Source organism: Methylobacterium sp. WSM2598, assembly GCF_000379105.1.
Taxonomy (GTDB): Bacteria; Pseudomonadota; Alphaproteobacteria; order Rhizobiales; family Beijerinckiaceae; genus Methylobacterium.
Genome location: NZ_KB900609.1, coordinates 6,899,667 through 6,922,617 on the forward strand (window position 1 = coordinate 6,899,667; position 22,951 = coordinate 6,922,617).

The 22,951-nt window shown below is 73.1% G+C and carries 17 protein-coding genes; 14 read left to right on the plus strand and 3 right to left on the minus strand.

All coding sequences use genetic code 11. The features are described from left to right. Positions 1–6: 6 nt before the first annotated feature. From MET2598_RS0132150 to MET2598_RS40150, 12 genes are all read left to right on the plus strand, one after another. A complete protein-coding gene (locus MET2598_RS0132150; protein ID WP_012335749.1) occupies positions 7–927 on the plus strand; it encodes a hypothetical protein in 921 nt (306 codons plus the stop codon). Positions 928–1,234: 307 nt separating this feature from the next. Further along, the gene (locus MET2598_RS0132155) at positions 1,235–2,488 is read left to right on the plus strand and encodes a hypothetical protein (protein WP_018263633.1); all 1,254 of its coding nucleotides are present in this window, start codon (positions 1,235–1,237) and stop codon (positions 2,486–2,488) included. A 236-nt stretch (positions 2,489–2,724) separates the two neighbouring features. Next, a complete protein-coding gene (locus MET2598_RS37795) occupies positions 2,725–3,894 on the plus strand; it encodes a glycosyltransferase (RefSeq protein WP_036270608.1) in 1,170 nt (389 codons plus the stop codon). Positions 3,895–3,910: 16 nt separating this feature from the next. Beyond that, positions 3,911–6,103 carry a GumC family protein gene (locus MET2598_RS0132165; RefSeq protein WP_018263635.1) on the plus strand — a complete coding sequence of 731 codons (2,193 nt, stop codon included), beginning with the start codon at positions 3,911–3,913 and terminating at the stop codon, positions 6,101–6,103. Beyond that, positions 6,103–7,257 carry a glycosyltransferase gene (locus MET2598_RS0132170; RefSeq protein WP_018263636.1) on the plus strand — a complete coding sequence of 385 codons (1,155 nt, stop codon included), beginning with the start codon at positions 6,103–6,105 and terminating at the stop codon, positions 7,255–7,257. Before MET2598_RS0132165 ends, MET2598_RS0132170 begins: the two co-directional genes overlap by 1 nt. Next, the gene (locus tag MET2598_RS0132175; RefSeq protein WP_018263637.1) at positions 7,254–8,633 is read left to right on the plus strand and encodes a hypothetical protein; all 1,380 of its coding nucleotides are present in this window, start codon (positions 7,254–7,256) and stop codon (positions 8,631–8,633) included. The genes MET2598_RS0132170 and MET2598_RS0132175 overlap by 4 nt, the downstream gene beginning before the upstream one ends. 5 nt (positions 8,634–8,638) lie before the next feature. Continuing rightward, on the plus strand, positions 8,639–10,309 hold the full coding sequence (locus MET2598_RS0132180; protein WP_236728857.1) for a lipid II flippase MurJ: 1,671 nt from the start codon (positions 8,639–8,641) through the stop codon (positions 10,307–10,309). 4 nt (positions 10,310–10,313) lie between these two features. Then, positions 10,314–11,363, plus strand: a complete 1,050-nt coding sequence (locus tag MET2598_RS0132185; RefSeq protein ID WP_018263639.1) for a polysaccharide deacetylase family protein — start codon at positions 10,314–10,316, stop codon at positions 11,361–11,363. Continuing rightward, complete coding sequence (locus MET2598_RS0132190) at positions 11,356–12,540, plus strand: glycosyltransferase (protein ID WP_012335741.1); 1,185 nt, start codon at positions 11,356–11,358, stop codon at positions 12,538–12,540. Before MET2598_RS0132185 ends, MET2598_RS0132190 begins: the two co-directional genes overlap by 8 nt. Before the next feature lie 253 nt (positions 12,541–12,793). Next, positions 12,794–14,098 carry a glycosyltransferase family 4 protein gene (locus MET2598_RS0132195; RefSeq protein WP_018263640.1) on the plus strand — a complete coding sequence of 435 codons (1,305 nt, stop codon included), beginning with the start codon at positions 12,794–12,796 and terminating at the stop codon, positions 14,096–14,098. Between the two features lie 374 nt (positions 14,099–14,472). Next, on the plus strand, positions 14,473–15,006 hold the full coding sequence (locus MET2598_RS0132200) for a CYTH domain-containing protein (RefSeq protein WP_012335739.1): 534 nt from the start codon (positions 14,473–14,475) through the stop codon (positions 15,004–15,006). A gap of 559 nt (positions 15,007–15,565) precedes the next feature. Beyond that, positions 15,566–17,065, plus strand: a complete 1,500-nt coding sequence (locus MET2598_RS40150) for a sulfotransferase family protein (RefSeq protein ID WP_084673970.1) — start codon at positions 15,566–15,568, stop codon at positions 17,063–17,065. A 312-nt stretch (positions 17,066–17,377) separates the two neighbouring features. Here the strand turns inward: MET2598_RS40150 and MET2598_RS0132215 are convergent, their stop codons facing one another. Continuing rightward, on the minus strand, positions 17,378–18,130 hold the full coding sequence (locus tag MET2598_RS0132215; RefSeq protein WP_012335736.1) for a right-handed parallel beta-helix repeat-containing protein: 753 nt from the start codon (positions 18,128–18,130) through the stop codon (positions 17,378–17,380). 250 nt (positions 18,131–18,380) lie between these two features. Between MET2598_RS0132215 and MET2598_RS0132220 the strand changes: the two genes are divergently transcribed. Then, entirely contained in the window at positions 18,381–19,073 is a 693-nt protein-coding gene (locus MET2598_RS0132220; RefSeq protein ID WP_012335735.1) for a hypothetical protein, read from the plus strand. A 372-nt stretch (positions 19,074–19,445) separates the two neighbouring features. Beyond that, the gene (locus MET2598_RS0132225) at positions 19,446–21,029 is read left to right on the plus strand and encodes a B12-binding domain-containing radical SAM protein (protein WP_018263644.1); all 1,584 of its coding nucleotides are present in this window, start codon (positions 19,446–19,448) and stop codon (positions 21,027–21,029) included. On the opposite strand, the gene MET2598_RS0132230 is transcribed toward MET2598_RS0132225, so the two are convergent. Next, positions 20,958–22,625: a fatty acyl-AMP ligase gene (locus tag MET2598_RS0132230; RefSeq protein ID WP_018263645.1), complete on the minus strand. Its 1,668-nt coding sequence runs from the start codon at positions 22,623–22,625 to the stop codon at positions 20,958–20,960. The two genes, MET2598_RS0132225 and MET2598_RS0132230, sit on opposite strands and share 72 nt — an antisense overlap. Continuing rightward, positions 22,622–22,882, minus strand: coding sequence for an acyl carrier protein (locus tag MET2598_RS0132235; RefSeq protein WP_012335732.1), 261 nt, complete (start codon positions 22,880–22,882; stop codon positions 22,622–22,624). The genes MET2598_RS0132230 and MET2598_RS0132235 overlap by 4 nt, the downstream gene beginning before the upstream one ends. Positions 22,883–22,951 lie beyond the last annotated feature (69 nt).

Consider the following 22,951-nt stretch of genomic DNA (forward strand, 5'->3'; position numbering starts at 1 on the left):
TGTCCCATGGCCCACTCTGACGCGCCCGCTCCGGAGCGCGCGGCCTGCCCACCGACCCAGCCCGCCCTGCGCTGCCGGCCGATCGAGGAGGCCGATCTCGACGCCGTCGTGCGGCTGCTCGGCCGCGGTTTCCCGGACCGCCCGCCGGCCTATTGGCGCCGGGGCTTCGCCCGCCTCGCCGCCCGCCGCCTGCCCGGCGACGTGCCGCGCTACGGCCTCCTGCTCGCGCATCGCGACGCGGTCGTCGGCGTCCTCCTCACCATCTACGCCTCCGTCGAGGACGAGCGCGGCCCCTCCCTGCGCTGCAACCTGTCGAGCTGGTACGTCGAGCCGGAATTCCGCGGCTTCGGCGTGATGCTCGACGGGCGCGCCATGCGCGACCGGGCCGTGACCTACCTCAACATCTCGGCCGCCCCCGAGACCTGGTCGATGCACCAGGCCCGCGGCTTCCGCCGCTACGCGGAGGGACAGATGCTGGTCCTGCCGGCCCTCAGCCGCCCGGCGCCGGGGCAGCGGGTCCGCCCCTTCGGCCCGGAGACGGCGGCGCTGCTCTCCCGCGCCGAGCGCGCCCTGGCGCGGGACCACGAGGCCCTGGGCTGCCGCTGCCTCGTCCTCGCCGAGGGCGGCTCCGGCCGGCTCGCCATCCTGGTGCGCCGCTCCCTGCGGGTCGGGCCGGGGCTCCACCTGCCGGGCATGCAGCTGATCTACGGGCCGGCCGGGGCCGCGCTCGGCGGCTGGCTCGGGGCGCTCGGCCGCGCCCTGCTGCGCCGTCACGCCATGCCGCTCCTGCTCGTCGATGCCGCGGCGCCGGTGCCGGGGGCGGTCGGGCGCTTCTTCCCGGGCCGCAAGCCGCGCCTCGCCCGCGGGCCCGGGCCGGTCGCCCTCGGCGACCTCGCCTATACCGAACTCGCCGTGTTCGGCGCCTGACCGCGCCGCCTGCGGCGCCCGGACCACGCCGCCTGCGGCGCCCGACCGCGCCGCCCCCCGGCGCCCGAGCGCGGCCTCGGGGCGCGTCCCGGCGCGGCACGGCCGCGCGCGCCGCGCCCCGTCCTGGCACGGGGCCGTGCCGCGCCGGGGCGGCGCGCCCTGGCCCGGGCCCCGCATCGGAGCGGCGACGGCGGCTCGCCGGATCGCCGCCAGGAGAGGATGTCCGATGTCGCCAGGGCCACGAGCGCGGGGCACGGGCGGGCCGGACCGGCCGTGCCCGCCCGCGGCGGGACCGAGCCGCCGGGCCGTGTTGCTGGGCGGCCTCGCGGCCCTGGCCGCGCGGCCGCGCCCCGCCGGGGCGGCGCCGGCGCCGCGCCCGGTGGCGGATTTCCTCGACAGCGTCGGGGTCAACCTCCACCTCGGCAGCGAGCCCTACGCCTCCCGCTTCGAGACGGTGCGCGACCTCCTCGCCGAGGCGGGGATCCGGCACGTCCGGGACGAGCTGCGCCCCTCCAACGACCTCGGCCGCTGGGCCCGGCTCCACGCCGCCCACGGGGTGCGGGCGCAGCTGCTCGTCTCGCCCGTCACCAACACGGTGCCGGAGATGCTCGCCTACCTGGAGGCTCTGGGCCCCGGCCGCGTCTCGGCGATCGAGGGCCAGAACGAGGGCGACAGCCCCTGGTTCACCGCCCAGCCGGCGGCGCGGCCGGACTGGAGCAGCGCCGTGGTCGCCTACCAGCGCGCCGTCTACCGGGCGCTGCGCACGCGCTACGACGCGCGGACGCTGCCGGTCGTCTCGCCGACCGTCCTCGACTACCGCCCGCAGGACGTGGCGCCGATCCGCGGCGCGGCCCCGTTCTGCGACGTGGTGGCGATCCATTCCTACGTGCAGGGCGGCCAGGAGCCCGAGACCGCGGACGATTACGCCGCCCTCTCCTGGTACCTCGCCCACATGGCCGAGGGCTTCAAGCCGGGCGCGCCCGTGATGAGCACGGAAGTCGGCTACTGCACCCCGCCGAATCCGGGCCGCGGCGGCGTCTCCGAGGCGGCGGCGGCGATCTACGTCCCGCGCCTGCTGCTGCACAACTTCGCCGCCGGGCTGCGCCGGAGCTTCCTGTACGAGCTGATGGACGGCGGCACCGACCCGCGCGAGACCGAGCACCATTGGGGGCTCGTCCACCACGACGGCCGCCCGAAGCCGGCCTACCGCGCCCTGCGCGGGCTGATGCGCGCCCTCTCGGCCCCCGACGCGCCGCGCGACGAGGCGCCCCGGGAGGTCGCCCTGCCGGAGGCGGGCGCGGACCTGCGCGCCGTCCCGCTCGGCCGCCGGGACGGCGGCACGGTGGTGGCGCTCTGGCGCGCGCTGCGCTGCTGGGACCCGGCGGCCCGCGCCGACCTCGCGCCGGAGGCCCGCCCGCAGCGGGTCGTGCCGAGCCGCCCGGCGGCCCGCGCGCGGGCGATGGTGCCGAACGACGAGGAGGCGTGGACCGAGGTCGCGATCCGGGACGGCGCCGCGTCGCTGCCGGTCGGCGCCAAGGTGGTGCTGCTGTGGCTGAGCTGACCCCCTGCGATCGCCCGGGATTCACGATGTTCGTAAATTTAATCCAGTCATCAGCACTGTCCTGACGGCGTTCAATATTGGGACACTCCGGCATTGGCAGGCGGTTTGCTCATATGTGCTGAAAGATCAAGTTTTCGCCGATCTGTTTCATCGCGTGTCAAGCCGGCGGGTTGCACCGTCGGCGGGACCGGCCGGACGAGCGGGGCCCGCGGGCCCGCGCCGAGGAGGGATGTTCCGTGCGAGTGGCCATCGTCCATGACTGGCTCTACGTCGTCGGAGGGGCGGAGCGCGTCCTGCGCGAGATGCTGGCCTGCTTCCCGCAGGCGGAGGTTTTCTGCCTGTTCGACGTCCTCCCGGCCGAGGGCCGCGCGCGGATCGGCCTGCCGCGGACGCAGGTGAGCTTCCTGCAGCGGCTGCCCCTGCTCGGCCGCGCCCACCAGGCCTACCTGCCGCTGATGCCGCTGGCGGTCGAGCAGTTCGACCTGTCGGGCTACGACCTCGTGCTCTCGTCGAGCTACGCCGTGGCCAAGGGGGTGATCACCGGGCCCGACCAGGTCCACGTCGCCTACGTCCACTCGCCGATGCGCTACGCCTGGGACCTCCAGCACGCCTACCTGCGCGAGAGCGGGCTCGCCCGCGGGGTCAAGGGCGCCCTGGCCCGGGCCCTCCTGCACTACATGCGGCTCTGGGACGTCCGCACGGCGTCCGGGCCGGACGCGCTCGTCGCCAATTCCCGCTTCGTCGCCCGGCGCATCCGCAAGATCTACGGGCGGGAGGCGACGGTGATCCACCCGCCCGTCACCCTGTCGGAGCAGCCCCTAACCATGCCGCGCGGGCGCCACTTCCTGGCCGCGAGCCGGCTCGTGCCCTACAAGAACGTCGAGGCGATCGTCGACGCGTTCCGGCTGACGCCGGAGCTCGAACTCGTCGTGGCCGGGGACGGGTCGGAGGCGGAGCGCCTGCGCCGGCGCGCGGGCCCGAACGTCACTTTCGCGGGCTACGTCAGCGACGCGGAATTGCGGCGCCTGATGGCGACGGCGCGCGCCTTCGTGTTCGCGGCCGAGGAGGATTTCGGCATCGTCCCGGTCGAGGCCCAGGCCGAGGGCACTCCCGTGCTCGCTCTCGGCCGCGGCGGCGCCCGCGAGACGGTCCTGACCCAGGGCCCCGGGCGCACCGGCCTGTTCTTCGACGAGCCCAGCGCCGAGGCGATCGCCGCCTGCCTGCGCAGCTTCGTGGCGACCGAGGGGAGCTTCTCCCGCGCCGCCTGCCGGGCGCAGGCCGAGCGCTTCTCGGCGGAGCGCTTCCGGCGCGAATTCACGAGCTTCGTGGACAAGCAGGTCGCGACGCACGGTCCGCCGGCCTCCGCGCGGGAGCGGCACGTCTACGCGGTCGAGATGGTCGGCTGAGGGGAGCGAGGGCAGGGTGAGCATCGTGCTGACCAAACCGGATGTCGGGATCCCGCCGCGGCCGGCGCCGCGGATCGGCGTGGCCACGCGGCTGTGGCGCCGGCGCGGCCTGTTCCTGACCGTGTTCTCGGCGGTGCTCGGCGCCGCCGTGGCGGCGCTCCTGGTGATCCCGGTGCGCTACGTGGCGAGCGGCTCGGTGATCGTGGCCGAGCCCGAGCCCGGCACCGCCGCCAATTCCGCCGCCTGGGCCCAGAAGGTCGGCGACCCGGCCGACCTCGAGAGCCAGCTCCTGGTGGTGCGCTCGCCCCGGATCCTGCGCCTCGCCATGACCCAGCCGGGCGTGGCGGAGGCGGCGCGGCGCGAGTGCCGGACGGAGGCCCGGGGCGGCCCGCTCGGGCTCGCCCGGGTGACGGGCGAGCCGGCCGCGGCCTGCGACGCCCTCGCGCCGGGGAGCGACGCGCTGTTCGACTACCTCGACCGGCGCGTGATGGTCGGGAATGTGGGCCGCTCGCGCGTCATCACCGTCGCCTTCCAGGCGCAGCTCCCGGACGTGGCCCAGGGCCTGACCAACGCGGTGATCACGGCCTTCCTGGACGACCAGCGGTCCGGCCTCGCCAAGTCCCGCGAGGCGGCGGCGTCCTGGATCTGGCAGGAGATCCGCCAGCTCGACCAGTCCCTGCGCGAGGAGGAGGAGCAGATCCAGGCCTATCGCCGCCGGCGGGGCCTGGTGCGCGGCGCGACGGCGCCGATCGCCTCGGAGAAGCTGACCAGCATCAGCCAGCAGCTGGCCAGCGCCGAGACGGCGCGGGCCGACGCCGCCGCGCGCCTGCGGGAGATCAGCGCCGACCAGGCCCGCGGCTCGGCCGATTCGCCCGCCGTGCTGGCGAGCCGGACGATCGGCGACCTGAAGCAGCAATATGCCCAGCTCTCCGCCCAGCTCGCCAATGCGGAGACGACGCTCGGGCCCAACCACCCGACCATCCAGGGCCTGCGGCGCGAGCGCGACCAGGTCCAGGCCCGCATGAAGCGGGAGGTGGCGAGCGTCGCGGCGAGCGCGCGCCAGGTCTACGAGGCCTCGAACGGCCTCGTCGCCTCGCTCAAGCGCCAGCTCGACGCCGCCAAGGACGAGGTCGGCGCCGCCGCGGACGCGGAGGCGGCGATCGCCGCCATGGTGCGCAGCGTCGAGCTCAAGCGCGGCCAGTACACCGACCTCTACAAGCGGGCGAGCGAGCTCGAGACCGAGCGGCGCATCCTCACCGGGAGCACCCGGCTGGTGAGCCTCGCCGAGCTGCCGACCCGGCCGTTCTTCCCCAAGCGCCTGCCCTTCCTGGCGGCGGGCCTCACCCTCGCGACCCTCCTGGGGGCGGCCGCCGCCCTGCTGCGCGACCGCACCGACGGCACCGTCCGGGCCGCCCACGCGATCGACGAGGTCGCCGGCACCACGACGCTGGCGCAGCTGCCGCGGCTCTCCGCCCCGCGGCCCTTCCCGGGGGCCGAGCTGATCCCGGGCCGCCGCACCCTGCCGCTCGGCCCGGCCCTCTCGGGGGCGGCGCGGGACCCGAAGCTCCAGGCCGCCCTGCGCCAGCTCGCGGCGCAGCTCGCCCTGCGCCCGCCGGGCCGGACGCCGCGCAGCCTCCTCGTCACCTCGGCCTCCCCCCAGGAGGGCAAGACCTTCACCACCCTGGCGCTGGCCGCCCGGCTCGCCGCGAGCGGCCAGCGCGTCCTCGTGATCGAGGCCGACCTGCGCGCCCCGAGCATCGAGGCCGGGCTCGACCTGCCCCCGAGCCCGGGCCTCGGCGCCGTCCTGCGCGGGGAGGCGCCCGCCCGCGCCGCGATCGTGCGCAGCCGCCTGCCCGGCGTCGACGTGCTGCCGGCCGGGGGCCCGGTCGAGGATTCGACCGAGCTCCTCGCCGGCCCGCGCGTGGCGGGCGTCCTCGCCCTCGCGGAGGAGTACGACCTCGCGCTGGTCGACAGCCCGCCCCTCGGGGCCCTGATGGACGCCACCCTGCTGGCGAGGCGGGTCGAGGCCGTCCTGGTCTGCGCCCGCTGGGGCTGGTCGCAGGTCGAGGAGGCCGCGGCGGCGGTCGCCGGCGTCCGGGCGGCCGGCGGCACGGTCGCCGGCACGGTGATCACCCTGGTGCGGCCGCAGGACCAGGCGCTCTACGGCGAGCGGCCGGGCCCGGCCCGCGCCTCCCTGGGAGCGGCGTGATGGCGTCCCCCCGCGTCCTGTTCGTCAACCATACCGCCACGATGGCGGGAGCCGAGCTGGTGCTCGCCGACGTCGTCGCGTCCTGGCGCGGCGCCACCGCCCTGCTGTTCGAGGACGGCCCCCTGGCGGCCGCGATGGCGGCGCGCGGCCTCTCGGTCGAGCGCGCGCGGGCGGGGGCGAGCCTCTCGGGCCTGCGGCGCGATTCCGCGGCCCTCGGCGCCCTGCCGCTCGCCGGACGGCTCGCCGGGCTCGTCCTGGAGATCGCCCGCCGGGCGCGCCGGCACGACGTCGTCTACGCCAATTCGCAGAAGGCCTTCGTGCTCGCCGCGGTGGCCACTGCGCTGGCGCGCCGGCCCCTGATCTGGCACCTGCACGACATCGTCGACGCGCATCATTTCGGCCGCGCCCAGCGCCGGCTCCAGGTCGGCCTCGCCAATGCCCGGGCGTCCCGGGTCATCGCGCCCTCGGGCGCGGTGGCGGAGGCCTTCGCGGAGGCCGGCGGGCGGCCGGACCTCGTCGCCCTGGTGCCGAACGGCCTCGACCTCGTGCCCGATCCGCGCCCGCGGCCGGAGCTGCGCCGCGCCCTCGGGCTGCCCGACGGCCCCCTGGTCGGCGTCTTCAGCCGGCTCGCCCCCTGGAAGGGCCAGCACGTGCTGCTGCGGGCCCTCGCGGCGCATCCCGGGGTCGGCGCGGTCGTGGCCGGCGCCGCCCTGTTCGGCGAGGACGCCTACGCGCGCGACCTCGCGCGGATGGCCGGGGAGCTCGGCCTCGCCGGCCGCGTGCACTTCCTCGGGCATCGGGACGACGTGCCCCGGCTCATGCAGGCGATGGACGCCGTCGTGCATCCCTCCATCCATCCCGAGCCCTTCGGGCGCACCCTGGTCGAGGCCATGCTGGCGGGCGTGCCGGTCGTGGCGACGCGCACCGGGGCGGCGGCCGAGATCCTGGACGAGGGCCGGGCCGGCACCCTGGTGCCGCCCGGCGACCCCGCCGCCCTCGCGGCGGCGATCGGGCGGGTCCTCGCCGGACGGGAGGGCACGGCCGCGACGGTGGCGGCGGCCCGGGAGCGGGCGCGGCGCCTCTACCCGGCCGACCGGATGCGGGAGGCGATCGCCGGGGTGATCGACCGGGTGGCCCGGGAGGCCCGCCCGTGAGGACGAGCCTCGCGGCGCCGGTCCTCGGCCCGATCTCCCTCACCGGCTGGCTCGCCGCCGCGCTGCTCCTCGCCGCCACGGCGCTGGCCGGGCCCCTGCTCGGCGGGGCGGCGCGGCCGGCCTTCATTCTCGGCTGCGCGGCCACCGGCTTCCTGGCGTGGCGGCGCTCGCCCGCCGACCACCTCCAGGCGGTGCTGCTGCTCTTCGCCTTCGCGCCCTTCCTGCGCCGGGTGGTCGACCTCGCGGCGGGCTACGACCCGAGCGGGCTGATGCTGGTCGGCCCGCTCCTGGCGATCCTGGCGCCGCTGCCGAGCCTCAGGAGCGCCCTCGACGGGGACCGGCCGCTGCCGCCCGCCCTCGCGGCGGTGCTGACGGTGGCGGCCTGCGTGACCTACGCCACCGCCCTCTCGCTGTTCCAGGGCGAGTGGCAGCAGGCCGCCACCGGCTCGATCAAGTGGTTCGCGCCGCTCGTCTACGCGGCGGCCCTGAGCCTGCGCTCCGAGGCGGAGCAGCGCGCGCTGGTCCAGGCCGCCGCCTCGGTCTTCCTGGCGATCCTGCCGCTCACCGGGCTCTACGGCATCGTCCAGTACGTCGATCCCCCGGCCTGGGACCGCTACTGGATGACCCTGACCACGATCATGTCGGCCGGGCAGCCGGTGCCGTTCGGGGTGCGCACCTTCAGCACCATGAACGGGCCGGGGAGCTTCGCGAGCTTCACGGCGGTCGGCCTCGTCCTGGTCGGCTTCCTGCGCTCGGGCTGGGGGACGGGCCTGCTCGCCGCCCCGGCGGCCCTCTCGCTCCTGCTCTCGATGTACCGCACCGGGTGGCTCTTCCTCGCCGCCGCGGTGCTGTTCTGCCTCCTGTTCTCCGCCACCCGGGCCCGGGCGCTCGGCATGCTGGCGGGGGCGGCCGCGGCGGTCGCCGCCGCCGCGACGCTGACGCCCTTCGGCGAGGTGATCGGCGAGCGGCTCGCCAGCCTCGGGGACGGCGCCCAGGACGGCAGCGCCCGCGAGCGGCTGGAGCAGTACCTGGTGCTGTGGAACCAGCCTGACAGCGGCCTTGTCGGCAACGGCTTCACGGTCACGGACGTGGGCAGCGCGGGCGCGATGGCGATCGACGGCATGATCGTCAGCTGCTGGGTCACGATGGGGCTCGTGGTCGGCCTCCTCTGCCTCGCCGCCCTGCTCGCCGCGATCGGGCGGGCCGTCGACGGCGCGGGGCGCGACGGGGGGATCGAGGCGGTGATCGTGGGCGCCCTCGCCTGCGCGTCCCTGGTCCAGATCCCCCTCGGCAACGTGACCTCGGGGGAGCTCGGCCTCCTCTTCTGGACCTTCGCGGTGCTCAGCCCCGCCTCCCGCCCCCGAACCCGCAGGTGAGCCGCGTGAGGAGCTTGGTCCTGAGATCGGCCACCCGCGAGGGGCCGCCCCCCGCGGGGCCTTGCGACGGGGCGCCCCGCGACGGGGTGCCCCGCGACGGGGTGCCCCGCGACGGGGTGCCCCTTCTGGGCGGCCGCCGCTTCGCGGTGCTGCTGATGGGCGGGGCCCTGTTCAGCAAGCTCCTCGGCTTCGTGCGCGAGATCGTGATGGCGCACACGCTCGGCGCCTCGCTGGTGGCGGACGGGTTCCGGGGGGCGCTCACGGCGGTGCTGCTGCCCCTGGCGGTGCTCCAGAACGAGAGCGTGCCGGCGATCCTGGTGCCGATGTGCCGGGAGTGGCAGCGGACCGGCGAGGCCGGCGCGCGGCTCTGCGCGCTCACCCTGGCGCTCGGCGGCATCGCGCTCGGGCTGATGCTCGCCGTCCAGGCCCTCGGCATGACCTGGGTCGGGGCGATCGTCGGCGGGTTCTCGCCGGAGGGCCGGGCGCTGACGCTCGACTTCGTGCGCGTGATGGCGCTCGGCATGCCGGCCTGCGTGGTGCTGAACTGCCTGGCGGCGGGCGAGATCGCCCTCGGCCGCTCGCGGCTCACCACGATCCGGGCGAGCATCCTCAACCTCGCGGTGCTGACCGGGCTCGCCGTCATGGGCCTGACCGGCTCCGTGGCGGCGCTCGCCTGGTCCTTCACGATCGCCTTCAACGGGCTCGCGGCCTGCGCGGTGGCGTGGCTGTGGCGCGAGGGGCTGCTCGACCCGGCCGGCGCCCGGCCGGCCCTGATCCTGGCGGCCGGCCGGGACTTCCTGCGCGGCCTGCGCCCGCTCCTCGCCATCCCGCTCGTCGAGCAGGCCCACAACTGGATCGAGCGGCTCCTCGCCTCGCGGCTCGCCACCGGCACGGTCGCCTCGATGGATTACGCCCGCACCCTGACGGACAGCGCCCTGCTGCTGATCAGCCAGCCCCTCGGGCTCACCGTCCTGGCGGCGGGCCCGGCGGCGGACACGGCCCGCCAGGTCGAGCGGATCGCTCGCCCGATCCTGGCCGTGATGCTGCCGGCCTGCGTGTTCCTGGCGGGCTTCGCCCCGGAGCTCGCGCGGGTCGTCTTCGCCCGCGGCGCCTTCGGGGACGAAGCCGTCTTCCTGACCAGCGAGGCCCTGCGGGGCATCGCGGCCGGCCTCTGGGCCTCGACCCTCGGCTGGATCCTGATGCGCGTCCTCAACGGGGCCGGGCGCAACGGGGCGGCGGCGGGCGTCCTGACCGCGGCCTACCTCGCCAACATCGCGGTCAACCTCGCGACCTGCGCGGCGGCGGGCAACGGCCTCGCCGGCCCGATGATGCTGGGCCTCGGCGAGGCGGCCCGCGGCCTCGTGCTCCTCGCCGGGACCGGCCTGCTCCTCGGCTGCGCGCGGCCGCTCGTCCGGGCCACGCTGCTCGCCGCCGGTCCGGCCGCCCTGATGGGCCTCGCCGCATGGCAGATCCCGCTCGCGGTCGCGGGGCCGCTGGCGCGCCTCGCCGCGGGCGCCGCCGCCTGCGCGGCCTGCATCCTGGTCGGCCTCGCCCTGGCGGCGCCGTCCCTTCGCGCAACCCTCGGCGCGGCGCGGCGCCGCCCCGCCCCGGAGAGCCCCGCGCGATCTCCCCGGCCCCGCGCCAGTGCCCCCCACCGATGCCCAGAGGAGGAGTGACGCGATGCCCACCTTCACCGCGGCCCGCCGGGACCTGCCGGGATTGCCCGGCTGGGACGCCCTCGCGCCGGGTCCGGCCGCCCTGCCCCGGGCCCTGGCGGCCCGCGCGGGCGCGCGGCTCGGGCCCCGCGGCTGCCTCCTGACCTTCCACCGGGCGGTCCGGGCGGAGGACTGGGCCGACATGCCGAATCGCGGCTTCCACCTCGATCTCGGCTATCTCGACCGGCTCCTCACCCATCTGCGCGCGACCGGCTGGGACGTCGTCACCCTCGACGAGGCCCTGCGCCGGGCGGCCGACCCGGACCATCGCGGCCGCTTCGTCAACGTCTCGATCGACGATTGCTACCGCGACACGGTCGAGGCGGTGGTGCCTCTGTTCCGCCGGCACGGCGTGCCGGTGACGCTGTTCCTCACCACCGGCATCCCGGACGGAACCCTGCCGCTCTGGGGGGCCGGGCTGGAGGAGGTGCTGCGCGCGCGCGACGCGGTGCGCCTGCCCGGGGGCTCCCTGCCGCTGCCGGACCCGGCGGCCAAGCGCGCGGCCTATGCGCGCCTCGCGGCGGCGTTCGACGGCCCGCGGGCCGGGGCGCATTACCGGACCTTCTGCCGCCTCAACGGCGTCGACGAGGAGGCGATGCACTGGCGCCACGCCGTGACCTGGGAGATGCTCGCGCCCCTCGCGGACGATCCCCTGGTGGAGATCGGCGGGCACACGGTGAGCCATCCCCGCATCTCCGCCCTCGACCCCGAGGCCGCCTTCCGCGAGATCGCGGAGTGCCGCGAGCGGATCGGCGCGCGGCTCGGGCGGGAGGCGCGCCACTTCGCCTTCCCGTACGGGCGCCGGGGGGATTGCGGCCCGCGCGACTTCGCGCTGGCGCGCCGGGCGGGCTTCTCCAGCGCCGCGACCACCCGCAAGGGCCTCGTGCGCCGCGGTCAGGACGCCTGGAGCCTGCCGCGCAACACGCTCAACGGCGCCCGTCGCAGCCTCCTCGCCGCCGAGGCGCATCTCACCGGCGCCACCGGCGCCCTCGCCCGGGTACTTGGCCGTGACTGACAGGCTGCGCGTCCTCTCGATCGCCCACCCGGCCGTCAGCCGCGAGGCGGGCCGCCTGCGCTACGCGCCCTTCGCGCGGCGCCCGGACCTCGACGTGCACCTCCTGGTGCCGGCGCGCTGGCACCAGTTCGGCCGGGTGATCGAGGCCGATCCCCCGGACGATCCCGGCGTCACCGTGCACGTCGCGCCGATCCGGCTGCCGAAGGCGGGGCCGATGGGCTGGTACCTGCACGTCTATCCGGGAATGCGGCGCCTGATCCGGCGCCTGCAGCCCGACGTGGTGCATCTCTGGGAGGAGCCGTGGAGCCTCGTCGCGCTCCAGGCGAGCCTCCTGCGCGGGCCGGCCGCCCTGGTCCTGGAGGTCGACCAGAACATCCTCAAGCGCCTCCCGCCCCCCTTCGAGGGCGTGCGGCGCTTCACCCTCTCCCGCACGGACCACGTGCTGGCGCGCAGCCCCGACGCGGCGGAGGTCGTGCGCGCGGGGGGCTATGCGGGTCCGGTCAGCCCGATCGGCTACGGCGTCGACGCGGCGACCTTCCGGCCGGGGGCGGAGCTCCCGGCGGCGCCCCGCCCCCCGGGCGGGCCGCTGCGCCTCGGCTACGTGGGGCGCCTCGTGGAGGAGAAGGGGCTGGACGACGTCCTCGACGCCATGGCCCGCTGCCGGACGCGGGTGGAGCTCGCCCTGATGGGCGAGGGCCCGCACGAGGCCGGCCTGCGCGCCCGCGCGGCGTCCCTCGGGCTCGGCGACCGGGTGAGCTTCGCGCCCTGGGCGCCGCCGGCGGGCGTGGCGCAGTTCATGCGCGAGCGCGACGCGCTCGTCCTCCTCACCCGCACCACGAAGGCGGTGCGCGAGCAGTTCGGGCGGGTGATCATCGAGGCGCAGGCCTGCGGCGTGCCGGTGATCGGCTCGACCTGCGGTGCGATCCCGTCGGTGGTCGGGCCGGGGGGCTGGATCGTGCCGGAGCGCGACCCCGCCGCCCTGGCGCGGGTGCTCGACGAGGCCGCGGCCGACCCGGCGGAGCGGGCGGCCCGGGGCCTCGCCGGGCGCCGCAACGTCGCCGAGCGCTTCACCCAGGAGGCCGTCGCCGGCGCCCTCGCGCAGGCCTGGGCGGCCGCCGCGCGGGCGCGGGCGAGCGCGCCCCGGCCCGGGCCGGTGCCGCTCGCCGACCAAGCGTGATCGCGACGGCCCGGGATGCACCAGCACCGGGCCGTCCATCTCCTCGAAGGCGCCCGCGGATTCAGACCTTGGCAAGAGACCTTGGCAAGAGACCTTTGCAAGAGACCTTGGCAAGCATTCGAGAGAGAAGCCCGCTCTCATCAGGATCGGATGCCGGTCCGAGTCACCGGACTTGCAATCCAGGAACAGTGATTCCGTCCGCGTGCCGGTTCGACACAGCCGAGCGGCGGTTTCGATAGTGGAGTGTCCTGAGATGACGGCCGATCATCAGCTGGAAGCGGCACCCGTCTCGGTGCGGGACGGGGGGCCCGGACGGGGCGAGCGGGAGGCGCGGGTCTCCCCGGCGGGCGCGGCCGCGCCGCCGCAGGTCGTGCAGGTGATCCAGGAATTCAGCGCCGCGGGCGGCGCCGAGACCGTCGCCTGGGAGCTCGCCCGCACCTTCGCGCGGGCGGGGGTGCCCAACCACGTGATCGCCAACCGGGTGGCCGGGCGCGTCGAGGCGGGCATCACCGTCGAGACCGTGGCGCCCTGGCTCGCCCGGATCCCGACCCGCGGACCGCTGCGCCACCTCGGCCGCCTCCTCGTCGTGCCGGCCTTCACGCTCGCCGCCTCCCTGGCCCTGCGGCGCCACCGCGGGGCGGTGGTGATCAGCCACGGCGACAGCCTCGCGGGCGATATCCTGGTCGTCCACGCGGTCAACGCCGCGAGCCTGCAGGAGAAGCGGCAGGAGGGGCGCTGGCGCTGGCTGCTCAACCCGATGCACCTGTGGGTGGCGCTGCGCGACCGCCTGATGATCACCGGCGGGCGCTACGCCCGCTACGTCGCAGTCTCGCGGCGCGTGCGCACCGAGCTGCAAGTGCATCACGGCGTGCCGGCGCGGCAGATCGAGGTGATCCCGAACGGGATCGACCTCGCCCGGTTCCGCGGCGATCCGGAGGCGGGCCGGGCGATCCGGGCGGAGTTCGGCATTCCCGACGAGGCCAAGCTCCTGGTCTTCGTCGGCCACGAATTCGCCCGCAAGGGCCTGGCCCACGCTGTGGGGGCCCTCCGGCTGCTCGGGCCCGACTATTGGCTGGTGGTGGTCGGGTCGGACAACCCCGCCCCCTACCGCGACCTCGCCCGGCCCTGGTCCGACCACGTGATCTTCGCGGGGTCGCGCTCGGACGCGCCGGCCTTCTACGCGGCGGCGGACGCGCTGGTCCTGCCCTCCCGCTACGAGACCTTCTCGCTCGTCTGCATGGAGGCGATGGCCTGCAGCCTGCCGGTCTTCGCGACGGCGGTGGGCGGGATCGAGGATTACCTGCTGGAGGGCGTGAACGGGTACTTCATCAAGCCCCTGGCGCACCAGATCGCGGCCACGATCGGGCGCGTCCTCTCCGATGCGGAGCGGGTGGCCGCCCTGCGGGCCGGCGCGCGGGCGACGGCCCAGGATTACGGCTGGGACCGGATCGGCCAGCCCTACCTCGCCCTGGTGCGGCGGATCGCGGCCGCCAAGCAGGCCCGCCGGGGCGAGGATCTGCCGGAGAGCGCGGCTCCCGCGGGCCGGGGCCCCTCCTGATCCGGGATCCGCTCGATCGAGCGGATCCCGGGTCACGAGCCTGCGCGGCGCCTGAGCGAAGCCCCAATCCGCATTGCGAAGCAATCAACCGGATGGCGTATGAGGCGGGGCGCCCCGGAGGGCCCGCCGAGGGCGGCCGTGCCCCGCGGCGGACGGGCCTCGACGGCGCGGCGCCCCGGGGCGCACCTTACCGCGGTGCACCTGCAGAAGTGCACCTGCAGAAGTGCACCTGGCGAAGTGCACCTGGCGAAGTGCACCTGGCGAAGTGCACCTGGCGAAGTGCACCTAGCGAGGTGCCAGCCGGGGGCGGCCGTGGTAAGCGGCCTCGCGGCGGGGCGGCGCGCCCCGCGGCGGATGACGGCGCGCGGGGACCGATGCGGTTCGAAGTGGAGCGGAAGTTTCTCGTGGCCGACAGCCGGTGGCGGCTGGCCGCGACGCCGCCGCGTCACCTGCGCGACGGCCTGATCAGCCAGGCGAACGGCGGCAAGGTGCGGGTGCGCCTCGACGGCAGCCGGGCCTGGCTCACCGTGAAGGGGCCGCGCCAGGGGCTCGGCCGGCAGGAATTCGAGTACGAGATCCCGCCCGCGGACGGGGAGGCGCTGCTCGCCGGCGTCTGCGAGGGCTGCCTGATCGAGAAGACCCGCTACGGCGTGCCGCATGCGGGGCGTCTCTGGGAGGTCGACGTGTTCCGGGGCGACCTCGCGGGCCTGATTCTGGCCGAGGTGGAGCTGGAGCACGAGGCCGCGCCCCTCGCGGTGCCGGACTGGGCGGGGCCGGACGTGTCGGGCGACCCGCGCTTCCGCCAGAGCGCCCTGCTGCGCCTGCGCGCCGCGACCGGCCGGCCGCTCACGCCGGAGACGATCCTGGGCAACCTGCCCCACCGGCTGGCGGCCGCGCCGGCGGCCTGAACCCGGGGCGGGTCCCGCGCGCCGCTGAGCCGTGGGCGCTGATCGGCGGGTCGTGCCGCGCGATCGGCCCGGCCGCGAGAGCAGGATCCGATCGCGCCGCCTTGTCTGCGCCGAACCGGCGGCCCCCGCGTCGGGGAATGCGCCAGCGCGACGGCCCGGGAGCGCAGGACCATCGCGCCGCGGGCCACACCCGCCTCGACAGGTGGGCGCCGTGCCCGATCGCCGCCGAGGGCCACGATGCCCACCGGCTGCGGGCTCATCCGCGGAAGGCGGGCATCACCCCGATCGTCCCCGGTCCGCGGGCTCGCAGGCCGAGGCCCCTCCCCGGCGAGCGCCGCGACCGCGAGCGCACCGAGGCCGCCCTCTGCCGCCCCGAGGATTGTCGCGGGATCGCCACTCGCTTCGACACGCTCGGACAAGCCGGCCCCTAACGTCGCGCTCGCCGCCGCGATCGGGCTCTGGTACTGATCGTGTCCGCACCCTATAGTGCTACATCGCCCAGTCGCTTATCCGCAATCCGGGCAAATACGGTGCATTATCGCGATCGGCATGCAAGCAGATGCAAGATGAGTCTTCCGATACCAGTAGCATTCTATCCGACGAGGAGACGCTGCTCCTTACGGAGCAAGCGGCGCTGGTGGAAAGCGGTTGCATCGTCGACCTGAGATCGTGCAGCAGGCAATCGGCACTCGCGCTCGCGACCGGGGTGGCGCGCAGGCCGCCGCAAAGCAGAACGCTGATCTATCGCATCGCTCCCCAGGGCCCGCACGCCGCACCGGTCGAGGGCCTGTCTCGGACAAGCGGCAGCGATGCGCCCGATTCCTCGTGCGAGAGGCCGGACCCGTTACGATATATTGTAGAGATAGATCTCGACTCTCGGCAGGCGGCGCATGTGCTGAAATGCCAAGTCGGACTTTTGTTCATGTGCGCCGGCACCGGCGAGAGCGACGCCGTCGACGATCTTTGGGCCTGGTTGCCGCTGATTGCTCCCGGCGCAAGAGTCATCGTTCACGGGGACCTCGACGATCGGACGGGACCCGGATGCGCCCTCCCCGAGGGCCCGCACGGCCAAGACCTGCGCTGCACCTCCGCATCGGGAGCCATCAGGATTCTCGAGAAAGCGCCGTCGTCGCACGGCACGATCAGACCGGATTACAACAGAGCCGTTCACGACCGCATCGCGACTTTGGCCGAGCGCGCGGGCTATGAACCTTGGTTCGCGACCGCCAGGCTGGCTTACGGCAGTTACGTCTCCAGGAGACACAAGCTGGTCTATATCGAAACCCCCAAGGTTGCCTGCACGTCTCTCAAGTCGTTCTTCTCCTCGCTCGAAGGCGTCACGTTCGATCCGAGAGCGAGAAAGCCTTATCATAAAGAATCCAAACTTGGCATGCTCATTCATCAGAGAAAATATCTGGATATTCCGACTTTTCTCGAACTTACTATGCCTGAATTAGATGAAATACTTGAAAATCGAGCGTCTTGGTACAGATTTGCGATAAGCCGAAATCCCTACAGTCGCCTATTTTCATTTTTTTGCAGCAAGATCCTTACCAATGAGCCAGGCTACTCGGAGTTGTTTGACCGCTTCGGCCGGATAGGCGATGTCCACGACCTGCAGTCGCATTTTTCATCGTTCGTCACATATTTATCTGATAACTTCCAAGATTTCACGAGCCGTGAGGTCCATGTCAGGCCCCAGAAGGATCTCTTATTGAGTGATCTAATAAAATATGACAATATTTTCAAAATTGAGAAGTTCGAGGAACTCGTCGAATCTTTATCACTCAGGCTGGGCGATCACAGCCTGTCGATCCCGCGAGAGAACAAATCTCTCATAGGCAATTGGAGCAGGTTCTACGAGGAAGGTACCGCGACAACCGTCAGCGAATTATATCGTGACGATTTCGCACATTTCGGCTACAGTTGTCAGATCGACGCGTGTGAGCGGACCGGGCGCCCCGACTCGGAGGCCGGGTTCGGCAGCGATCTCGACCTGCTCGGCGAGATCGTGTCGAGGAACGAAATGATCGACCACCTGTACACCTACATCCTGTAGCGAGACGCGGATCCTCGCCGAACGCCGGTCGGCTGACGGTCGACATCACACGAGGCCCCGACGATGTCGGTGGCGGCCGTTCATGCGATCGCGGCCGGGTCGGGGCGATCCCCCGCGCCCGTCCCCGGCCCGCCCGGGCGCCGGCGGCGCCGAGGGTCGCGCGGCAACGTCGAGGAACGCGAACAGGCTTCGGGCCGCAACCCGAGCGACGCAGGCCCCGGGGCGACGCGGGCGGCCCGTAGCCCGGGGCGGCCCCGGGCCGCGGCCGAGCGCGGCGCCGGGCACCGCCCTCGCGCGCCCGGTCCGCGCCTCCTACTGGAGGGGCGTGACCGAATTCGGTGTCCCGCCATTGAGAGCATTATCGCCATAGCTGCGAATGGTCGCGCCATTCGTGTTGAGAATGGGAGCTCCCAAGACCGTCGAGCGCCTCAACGCGATGATGCCGCCCGCCTGATCAGCCACAAGGTTTGCGGTCGAACTCGCGTCTACAACCACGTTATCCAGTACGACGCCGGCCAGTGTCGCGTTGGTTCCGATCGCAACGACGCCGCGCGCGTTGCTGTGTACCATGCTGTCCTTGACCATCACGCGGCTGTTTGACGACGAACTGACATAGATCCCGGCGTCCGTGAATCTCGAGATCTCGCAATCCTTGATCGTAACCTGCGCGGCGCTGATCACGTTGATGCCCCTGGTGCCGGTGCCGGCACCGTCGATGCTGAGGCCGACGAGCGAGACGGTCGCGTTCGGCGCATTGACGACCACGCCCTGAACGCCGGACGCGAGCACGCCCGCCTCCGCGCCCCTGCCCCGGATCGTGATCGACTTCGTGATCGTGACCGACCCGAATCCGCCCGGATCCAACACGCTGATGATCCCGTCATTCGCCGTCTTGCTGATCGCTCCCGCGAATGTCTTGCATGGAGCAGTCCGGCTACACGGATTCGCGTCGTCGCCGACGCCCGACACCCAGGTGCGCGTCGCCTGCGCATTCGCGTGAGTTGCTTGGCACAGGATGAAACCCGCCACGCAAGCGATGAAGGTCGGTAAAGCTGATTTGCGCATTGCAGATTCTCCCCATCGCTGACCATGTACAACTGATTGCGCGGGCCCGCCTCGGAGGGTCTGAATTTCAACCAATCTGTTGTAATTCTGCCGCATTTGCGGATAGGCTCGGCGAGTGGCCCGTCACGGCGGAACGGGGCGAGTCGTGACCGGCCCTTGATCGCCGCGCGGGTCGCTCCGCGGAGATGTCCTGATCGTCGGTCCGAGGTGCCTCTCCACGGCGCGGTCATCCAACAGGCATGGGCGAGAGATGACGGATTGTCCGGCCGATCACGGCGATCAGCGAGTCTGGCACGTCGTCGGAGACAGCCACGTCGCCGCGATCGATCACGCGGCGAAGGCCGGCTGGCTGTCTCGCCGGTGCCGGTTCACCGAAGTTCCAGGAGCGACGGCCGTAGGCATGCGCAATCCCAACAGCCTGACCCACGCGCTCGAGATCTTCTCCCGTTCGCTCTTGCCGCCTCGCCCCGGGACCATCCCGCTGATCCAGCTCGGAGAAGTCGATTGCGGCTTCGTGATTTGGTGGCGCGCGAAGACATACGCCGAGACCATAGAGCACCAATTGCGGGAATCGGTCTGCGCATATCTTTCGTTCGTCGACCGGCTTCTCGGCGCCGGGCACAGCGACGTCGTCATCACAGGAGCGGCACTGCCCACCATCAGGGATGGAACCGTCTGGGGGGACATCGCGAATTTCCGAAAGGAAGTCGATGCCACTCTGAAGGACCGCACTGCGCTCACCATCGAATACAATGACCGTCTGAGATCCGGCGCAGCGCAACGGCAATGCGCCTTCATCGACCTGACATCGGACCTGCTTGATCCGGACACCGGCGTCATTTCTGAGTATTACAGGAACGAAGATCCGTCAGATCACCATATGCACCCTGAAAGAGTCGGAAAACTATGGGCTTATCACCTGAACAGCCTTTCAGGCCGGTGATTTTGCCGTGAGCGCAGAGATGATCGGTCCGACCCTGCACACCGTCGCGCCCCGGTCGGACGGCGCGGATCCTGCCCCGCGGCGCGGCCCTCGTCCGTCGGCCGGAGCGGCGCGACGGCCCGCCCCCGGCGCGACGGCGCCGACGGGCGAGGACCTCGCGCCGCGGTGGATGCTGCGTCCGAGCGGACGCCGCCGACGACACTGGCCACGACGCCGTCGAGCTGGTATCGCCGCGGCGGCGGGCGGTGGGACGAGGGCCCGGGATCGCTGCCTCCGGGTCGGCAGGGCGTGCCGAGCACGGCGGCTCGTCCCCCGCATCCGGCCCGGTCCAGGGCACATCATCGCCGAGAGCGGCCCGGAACGGGAGCGACCATGCCCGCCATTTACATCGTCAATCCGGCCAATTCCGCACCGAGCTATCACACGGCCGAGTTCTTCGGCGACGAGGCCCGCGGCTGGGTGCAGGTCGCCGACCTCACGGTGGTGACGCTCGCCGCGCTCGTGCCGGCCGACTGGCACATCCGGATCACCGACGAGAGCATCGATGCCGTCGATCTCGACGCGCAGGTCGACGTCGTCGCGATCACCGGCAAGGTGTCCCAGCGTGACAGGATGATCGCACTCGCCGACGCCTTCCGCCGGCGCGGCCGGACGGTGATGATCGGGGGGTCGTTCGCGACCCTGACTCCGGAGGAGATGCGGCCGCACGCCGACATCCTGGTGACGGGCGAGGTCGAGGAGATCGCGGCGCAGATCTTCTCGGACATCGCGGCGGGACGCGCCAGCGACCGCTACGACGGGGGCAAGGCCGACATCCGCCGGTCCCCGGTCCCGCGCTGGGACCTCTATCCCGTCGAGCGCGCGTCGTCGGGCGCGCTTCAGACCACGCGCGGCTGCCCCTTCAGCTGCGAATTCTGTGATGTCATCCAATACCAGGGCCGCAAGCAGCGGCACAAAGACATTGCGCAGATCGTTGCCGAACTGGATGCGCTCTATGCGGCCGGCTTCCGGCAGATCTTCCTGGTCGACGACAATTTCACCGTCCACCGCGCCTGGGCCCGCAAGGTGCTCGACGCTTTGACCGCCTGGAACGCGGGGCACGAGGCCGATCCGGTCCTGTTCCTGACCCAGGCCTCGCTCGACGTGGCGCGCGACCCGGATCTTCTCGAGCGCTGCCACGAGGCCGGGATTCGGATCCTCTTCGTCGGCATCGAGACCGTCAACGAGGCGAGCCTTCGCGAGACCGGAAAGAAGCAGAACCTCCTGCAGCCGGTCGAGAGCGCGATCGCTGCGATCCTCCAGAAGGGGATCGCGGTTCAGGCGGGCATCATCGTCGGCTTCGACCACGACTCGGCCGGGATCTTCGACCAGATGCGGGGGTTCTTCGATGCCGCGCCGATCCCCGAACTCAACATCGGCGTGCTCACCGCCCCTCACGCCACCGACCTCTATCGCCGCCTCGCGCGCGAGGGGCGGCTGCTCGGCGCCTCCTGGGAAACGGCGGCGGCGAGTCCGTTCTCGACCAACATCGTGCCGGCCGGAATGTCCCGTCGCGTCCTCCTCGACGGCGTCGCGGACCTGTGCGCGGCGGCCTACATGCCGGAGGCGTTCGGGGCGCGGATGCTGCGCATGATCGCGCAGCTCAGGAGCACGGCCTACGCGCCGGCGCGCCGCCACGACGCGGGATCGGAGCGAACCGCGATGTTCTTCCGGATCATGAAGCGGGTCTCGGCGCTCGGACCGCGCGAGGCGGAGATGGTGCGGGAGGTCGTGCGCGCGGCCGGCGCGAAGCCGTCGACGCTGAGACTCGTCGTCCACTTCCTCAGCAAGTACGGTCAGGTGCGCTATTTCCTGGACGGAGCGGGCGTGTTCCGCGCCGATGCGTCAGCGCGGGCGCTGGTTGCGCCCGAGCGACAGGTGGCCGACGCCGCCGCCCTGCAGCGGCAGTTCGCCTGACGCGTAGAGGGCGCGGCAGCGGCCTCGCTGCACCTTGCCGCTCGTCGTGCGGGGGATCGCACCGGTTCGGACCCGGGCGAGGTCGTACAGGCGCACCCCGAAGGCGTCCGCCACCGCCCGCGCCGCCGCGTCGATCAGCGTCTCGGGCGCGGCGCGAAAGCCCCCTCGGGGCGCCTCCTGAACGACGACGACCTGCTCCTCCCCGTCGACCTCGAGACCGAACGCCGCACAGAGGCCGTCCAGCTCGGGATGCGACGCGCCGACCGCCTGCTCGACGTCCTCGGCGTGGATCGTTTCGCCGCGCACCAGGATCACGTCCTTGAGGCGGCCCGTGACGTAGAGCTCACCGTCGCGCAGGAGGCCGAGATCGCCGGTCCGCAGAGCCGTCACCGGCCCGTCCGGCCCCTCGATCTCGGCCCCGAAGGTCGCATCGCTCTCGGCCGGCCGGCGCCAATACGCCTTGGCGACGTGCGGGCCGGACACGCAGATCTCGCCGATCTCGCCGTCCTGCCTCGGCCGCAGCGTCTCCGGATCCACCACGACGAGCGTCGCGTCGGGCGACGGGGTGCCGCAGGACACCAGGGGCGCGGCGGTCGGCGACTGCGTCGCCGGCAGCGTGCGAACGCCGCGCGCCGCCGTCACGAACACCGTCGCCTCCGCCAGCCCGTAGCAGGGCCGCAACGCCGCGGCGCGGAAGCCGTAGGGCGCGAACAGGGCCGAGAACCGCTCCATCGTCGACGCCCGCACCGCCTCGGCACCGCAGAACGCCACCTCCCAGCTGGCGAGGGACAGACCGTCGAGCTGCATCGTCGGGAAGCGCCGGACGCAGCTCTCGTAGGCGAAGTTGGGGGCACCGCTGATCGTCGCCCCATGCAGCGCGATCGCCCGCAGCCAGGTCTCGGGCCGCCTGAAAAAGCTCAACGGGGGTGCGAACCAGCAGGGACCGCCGTTGTAGAGCGCCGCCAACACGTGGGCAATCAGCCCCATATCGTGGAAAAGCGGCAACCAGCTGAGATAGCGGCTGGACTCGTGCGCGCCGAAGCCGTCGCGGAGCATGCGCAGGTTGGCGGCCAGATTGCCGTGGCTGAGCACAACGCCCTTCGGAGAGGTCGTGGACCCCGACGTGTACTGGATCACCGCGGGATGGTCCTCCGCCACGGCGGAGACGGCGGCGGGCGCGTTGCGCGCCGCCTCGTCGACGCGCAGCCAGGGAGCGGCCGCGAGCCGCTCGTCGGGCACGGCCGACCGGTCGACGGTCGCCAGGATCGCGGCCGGATCGGCATCGCGGGCGACCGCGGCGAGCCGCGCCACGCCGGCGCGCCGCCGCGACACCGGCACCGGGGTGGCGAGGGCGCCCGCGTAGAGGCAGCCGACCAGGGCGGTCACGAAGGCGGGACCCGGCTCACACAGGAGCAGCACAGGTCTGCCGCCGGCGCCCACCTCCCCCAGCGAGCGGGCCACTCCGCGCGCGTCCCGATCGAGAGCGCCGAAGGTCAGCGCGTCGGTCACCGTCGTGCCGTCGGGCATGAACGCGAAGGCGAGGCGGTCCGGCCGCTCCGCGGACCAGCGCGCGAGACGCCGCTGAAGCTCCGTCATCGCGTGTCCCGCCCCGATCCGGAGGCGGCCTGCTCCGCGATCCACGTCGCGACGCGGCGGACCGTGCCGAGGTCGCCGATCGTCTCGACCGGCACCGGCACGCCGAAGGCCGCTTCGAGTTCGAGCGCCAGGAGGACGGCTTGGTGCGAGTCCCCGTTCAGGGTCATGAAATCGTCGTCCGGGCCAACGACCTGCAAGTCGAGCACCTGGGCATAGATGCTGGCCACTTTGGCAATCACGTCATCTGGCCGGTCCATGCGTCGAGCGCTCCCAGTCATACGAAATCCGACGAATTGGTTCGCAACGCGGATTTCGGCATCGCTCAA

What these genes read in the sequence shown, in the direction of transcription:
- MET2598_RS0132150 (WP_012335749.1), top strand. Translation starts at nt 7, where the DNA reads ATGGCCCACTCTGACGCGCCCGCTCCGGAGCGCGCGGCCTGCCCACCG.
- MET2598_RS0132170 (WP_018263636.1), top strand. Translation starts at nt 6,103, where the DNA reads ATGGCGTCCCCCCGCGTCCTGTTCGTCAACCATACCGCCACGATGGCG.
- MET2598_RS0132185 (WP_018263639.1), top strand. Translation starts at nt 10,314, where the DNA reads ATGCCCACCTTCACCGCGGCCCGCCGGGACCTGCCGGGATTGCCCGGC.
- MET2598_RS0132195 (WP_018263640.1), top strand. Translation starts at nt 12,794, where the DNA reads ATGACGGCCGATCATCAGCTGGAAGCGGCACCCGTCTCGGTGCGGGAC.
- MET2598_RS0132200 (WP_012335739.1), top strand. Translation starts at nt 14,473, where the DNA reads ATGCGGTTCGAAGTGGAGCGGAAGTTTCTCGTGGCCGACAGCCGGTGG.
- MET2598_RS40150 (WP_084673970.1), top strand. Translation starts at nt 15,566, where the DNA reads ATGCAAGATGAGTCTTCCGATACCAGTAGCATTCTATCCGACGAGGAG.
- MET2598_RS0132215 (WP_012335736.1), bottom strand. Translation starts at nt 18,130, where the DNA reads ATGCGCAAATCAGCTTTACCGACCTTCATCGCTTGCGTGGCGGGTTTC.
- MET2598_RS0132220 (WP_012335735.1), top strand. Translation starts at nt 18,381, where the DNA reads ATGACGGATTGTCCGGCCGATCACGGCGATCAGCGAGTCTGGCACGTC.
- MET2598_RS0132225 (WP_018263644.1), top strand. Translation starts at nt 19,446, where the DNA reads ATGCCCGCCATTTACATCGTCAATCCGGCCAATTCCGCACCGAGCTAT.
- MET2598_RS0132230 (WP_018263645.1), bottom strand. Translation starts at nt 22,625, where the DNA reads ATGACGGAGCTTCAGCGGCGTCTCGCGCGCTGGTCCGCGGAGCGGCCG.
- MET2598_RS0132235 (WP_012335732.1), bottom strand. Translation starts at nt 22,882, where the DNA reads ATGGACCGGCCAGATGACGTGATTGCCAAAGTGGCCAGCATCTATGCC.